This is a genomic window from Marinomonas transparens, assembly GCF_016463975.1.
Classification (GTDB): Bacteria; Pseudomonadota; Gammaproteobacteria; order Pseudomonadales; family Marinomonadaceae; genus Marinomonas; species Marinomonas transparens.
In genome coordinates this window covers 1-5,527 of sequence record NZ_JAEMNX010000054.1, presented here as the reverse complement: position 1 = coordinate 5,527, position 5,527 = coordinate 1, and the positions used below count along the sequence as shown (strand labels likewise).

Genomic DNA, 5,527 nt, shown 5'->3' with positions numbered 1-5,527 from the left:
CGAATAGCGCATCCACGATTGAAGCCATTAATGCCACTAATATTGATGCAAAAAATGTCACTAGCTCCGGCACTATCCTTGCGCAAAACGGAGCTTTGACATTCGGAACGCAAGGGCTGTCGGTCAATAAAGTTGATAACCAAGGTGTTCTGGAAGGCAAGGGCATTGAGATTAATGCCACTGAGCTCAATAACAGCACAGTAAATGGCAAGATTTTCTCCACCGATAACGTGGATCTGAACATCAAAGGAAATGTCACCAACATCGATGGCGCCTTAGTTCACGCGAATACGGATGTGACACTGGATGCGGACGGCAACCTTACCAACACATTAGCTACCATCGAAGCGCTCAATAGTACCAAGGTCGAAGCACAAAATGTTACCAGTTCCGGCACCATTCTAGCGCAAGAAGGCAACTTGACCATAGACACTGCCAATGTGGATAACCAAGGCGCTTTAGCGGGTAACGGTATTATTGTTAATGCAACAGAGCTGAATAACAGCACAGTCAATGGCAAGGTATTCTCCACCTATAACGTGGATCTGAACATCAAAGGAAATGTCACCAACACCGATGGCGCACTGGTTCATGCCAATACGGATGTGACGCTGGATGCGGAAGGCAAGCTTACGAACACCGACTCCACGATTGAAGCCATTAATGCCACTAACATTGATGCACAAAATGTCACTAACTCTGGCATTATCCTCGCGCAAAATGGTGCGTTGACATTCGGAACACAAGGGCAGTCGGTTAAGAAAGTTGATAACCAAGGCGTTCTGGCAGGCAAGGGTATTGAGATTAATGCCACTGAGCTGAATAACAGCACAGTCAATGGCAAGATATTTTCAACCGACGCAGTCGATCTGACCATCACAGGAGGCGTCACCAATACAGACGGTGCCTTGGTACATGCCGACACGGATGTAACCTTAAATGCACAAAGCGATCTCACCAACACAGGCGCGACTATCGAAGCCGTCGGAGCTACCACAATCACCGCGCAAAACCTCACCAGTACTGGCACCGTTTTGGCGCAACAAGGCAGCTTGACCATAGACACTGCTAATGTGGATAACCGAGGGACCTTAGCGGGTAATGGCATCACGCTAACCGCGGCTCAGCTGACAAACGGCACTGTAAACGGAAAACTCTATTCAACAGGTGACCTAGTGGCCACCATTGATGGGGCAGTGAACAATACCGATGGTGCATTAATTCACGCTGAAAAAGACCTGACCCTCACCAGTACAAACAATGACATCACCAATACAGGCTCTAGGATCGAAGCGATTGAAACCGCGACCTTTAACGCCAAAAATGTTACCAACACAGGTACCCTTTTAGCGCAAAATGATGCACTCACTGTCAGCACTAGCAAAGTAGATAACCAAGGCACAGTAGCGGGTAAGGGCATCGTTATGACCGCCAATGAGTTAAGCAACCACACCGCAGGGGGACAAATTTACTCAACAGATACAGTAGAGGTCACCATTGAGGGAGCGGTGAACAATACTGATGGCGCTTTGATTCATGCTGAAAAAGCCTTGGCGCTCACCAGTCACAGCGGTGATATCACGAACACAGGATCGACGATAGAATCGGTCACGTCTGCGACCCTGACCAGTCAAAATCTCACCAATAGCGGGACCATATTGGCCCAAGGTGACACTCTAACCATTCGTACTCAACAGCTGGATAACCAAGGTTTATTGGGTGGTCGAAACATCGACATAGAAGCTCGTTTACTGAATAACAAGATTAATACGAGTCAAATTTATGCTAATAACAACGCCAGTATCACCACCATGGAGTCGATTACCAATAACAATGGTGCGCTTATTCATGCTGGTAATGAGCTTGTTTTAACTGCTTCAGGGGATCTCACTAATAGTAATGCCACCATAGAGTCAGGCGGCAGTATTAGTCTCGGCGCTCAAACCCTGACCAACACCGCAGGCAGTCAGGTGTTAGCACAAAATGGCCAGCTTACCATCACGGCCAATCGATTGGATAATCAGGGTTCGTTATCAGGCAATGGCTTGGTGGCGAGTGCTCAGCTGATTACCAATAATGCTTCTACCAGTAGTATAGCGTCGAGCAGTGACCTTGCTTTAACGTCACGCGACAGCTTCTCGAACCTCAATGGTGCGAAAGTAAAAGCGAACGGCACCTTGACGATTAATACTAATGGCGATCTGGTTAACACCGGATCGGTATTGGAATCGGTGAATAACCTTACTCTAAACAGCCGCCACTTGAGCAACGCCTCGACAGGGGTGATCTCGGCACAAAATGGCACCTTGTCCATCAATAATACGGGCACTTTAACCAACCAAGGAGGCATCGCGGGTAATCAGGTCGCCGTTAATGCCGCCAGCATCGTAAACAAGGGCAGTAACGCCCTTATCTTAGGGAAAAGCCACCTAGACCTACGCTCAAGGGGTAACCTCACCAACCAAGATGGCGGGGTGTTATACAGTTTGGGCAGTGGTTATCTAAAAGCAAATGGAACCTTAACCAATAGTTCGGCGACGATTGAAACTAACAATGATTTGGTCATAAAAGCGAACATACTTAATAATAAAAAACGCCAGTTCAGCGTCTCTCAGCAAGTGTTATCACAAGAAGACATTTTTTTTACTGCTCTTTTACCTGACGGGAATGGGGAGTCATTTGACAGGAGGTACACCGAAACAGTCACTATGTCATCTATCTCGGTCGATAGCCCGCAAGCTTACGTGTTGTCAGGTGGGAATATATCGATTGAGGGTGTTATTAATAATCTTTATTCAACGATCAGTGCAGTTGGTAATTTAAACTTTGTTGCAGGACAATTGAATAATGTGAGTTATCAAGGTGCCAAAACGACAGAGCTTAAAGGAACCGAAATAGGTTTTAGTTCGTGGCATGATTTGGATTCTGGTGCTTTTCCTTATGAAATTTATAGGAAAGATATCAACGAGGTATATAGTGAGGTTGTTGCTCTAGCGCCTGCTATTTTCACCGCTGGTGGCAGTATTAGGGGGAAAGCGGGTTCTGTTTCAAATGTGGGAAATGTTGACGATGTAGTCGCTAGCAGCGTGGAGACGCAGTCACTAAAAACTACTGAAAGCTCAGAGGATAACTTTTCGGCTTCCGAGGCTAGTGTGGCTGATACGATAGCGGATAGTTCTGGGGTTAATGCGACGGACTCCAATAGCTTAGTAATTACAGCAGAAGGTAGTGATACTGCTGGTTTATCAGACCAAGAGGTGAATCACTCCGTTGTAGCGAATTCTGACGTCAAAGTGACGGACTCCAATAACTTAGGTGTCATTGCAGAAAATACCGAGGCTACAGGCTTATCCGATCAAGAGGTGAATCATTCTGTTGTAGCGAATTCTGACGTCAAGGTGACGGACTCGAATGACTTAGGTGTCATTGCAGAAGGTACCGAGACGACAGGCTTATCCGATCAAGGGGTTAATCATCCCGTAACAGCTAGTTCAGAGATAACCGTCTTGGATTTGGATACTCCGCAGGTGGCAGCGCAAGATGCTGATGGGATTGCCGCGATAAGTTCGACTCTAGAGGGTGCTAATACAGAGGCGGCTCCAGTTGTTACCAATGATGGCGTTAAAGCCGTGGTATTAAGTGATGTGGATTTAGAGGAAGTTGACGCTCGCCGTGATGAAATCTTCGAAAATGTGGTTGATGATTTGTCTAACAGTGCTTTATTTACATTAGCAAATACGCCAGATCCCTCCTATGTCATTGTCACCAGTCCTTTATTAACAAATTATGAGACGTTCATTTCCTCCGATTATTTATTAAACAAACTTACCTCAGATTCGGTAGGGCGTGATGGTAAAACGGCTGTGCGTTTAGGCGATGGCTTTTTAGAGCAGAGGTTGGTGCGTGATCAGATCTTGGCTTTTACCGGTTTTCAGACGATACCGGATAGCATCAGTATTGAAGACACCTATACAACCTTGATGAACAATGCCGTGGATTCCTATGAAGACTTGCAATTAACGGCTGGGGTGGCATTGAGTGCCGAGCAAATTGCACAGTTGCGGCAGCCCATTGTATGGATGGTGAATGAAACCGTCGATACCCCTAATGGCCCGCAACAGGCTTTGGTGCCCAAAGTCTATTTCTCTGCGGCGTCTGGGTTAGAACTGAGACAAGATGGTGCCCTGATAGCGGCTTCCAGTATTGATATTGATGTCGAGGGAGAGATTAATAACACAGGCTCTATGCTGGCTAAGGTGGATCTGTCGCTGAAAGGCAACAATATTAGCAATGGTGGTACCCTATCTTCTGCAGGCGGTGCCAGCTTGACGGCCACACAAGACATCATCAATACCCACACCATTAAAGCAGCAGGTAACCTGAGTTTAGTGGCTGGAGGAAGCATCAGTAGTGAGACTTTGAGTGAGCCTAGTCAGGGGGGCTTAGTTGATAATATAAGCAATACAATGATAGCTGGACATACGGCAAGTATTCGAGGAGATAATGTTAGTTTGTCTGCTGGTAACAATGTTCGTTTAATTGGCAGTGAGGTGAAGGCTACGGGTGACCTTGCCTTAACAGCCGCCAATGACGTGTCGATTGAAGCCTTGGCTATTAATAAGAGTCAACCTAGTGGCTATGGCTATAGACGTAGTAGTACCGCTAGTACAACTCATCAAGTTAGCGCCCTTTCAGGTAATAATATTCAGCTAAGCGCAGGCAATACTGTTACCAGCGAAGCAGCGCAGATTAAGGCGCAAGACAATTTAGCAATATCCGCTAACACTATTGATCTGCTCGCAGTGCAAGATACGACGAGTTCGAATGCAAGAAGAGCCTCTAGTCAGTCGACTACTCATCAAGTCAGCTCTCTTTCGGGTAATAATATTCAACTGAGCGCGGGCAATACTCTGACCAGTGAAGGTGGACAAATCAATGCCAGTGGTAACTTGGCCTTGTCCGCGAACAATATTGACTTGTTGGCGGTGACTGATTCTGAGGATAGCTACAGCTTTGTCGGCGGTGGTGGTAATTCCACCGAGAAGCGTGACCATAACGAAACCCTCACTGGCACGACATTGAATGCCGGTGGTGCGTTAACGCTGGTTAGCCAGCAAGACATCTTCTCTCAAGGTTCCACCTTAAGCGGTGGCGATGGCATCGGCTTAGCGGCGGGCGGTGATGTGATTTTAGCGTCTGCGGTGGCCAATAACTCCAGCTTTGAAGAAGTCAAAACCAAGAAAAAACGATCTTTTGGGCGTACCAAACGCAGCACCAAAACCACCACCTCTTCAAGCAGTATTAACCAAGGAACGGATCTAACGTCCGGTGGAGATATTCAAATTGCTTCAGGCGTAGACATTCTGTTAGCGGGGTCGACGGCGCAAGCGGATGGTGACATTACTCTGCAAGCGGCGGGTGATATCCAACTGTTATCAACCGTGGATCAAACATCGAAACGATATAAAGAACAGAAAAAAGGCACCTTTAAAGTCAAAGCCAAAGACCAAGGTTCCATCAAGCAAGT

At 46.8% G+C, this 5,527-nt stretch carries 1 protein-coding gene; it reads left to right on the top strand.

What is annotated here, in order from left to right; genetic code table 11:
- Positions 1–5,527: hemagglutinin repeat-containing protein (locus I8J31_RS20555; RefSeq protein WP_199470456.1), on the top strand; the 5,527-nt coding region annotated here is incomplete at both ends.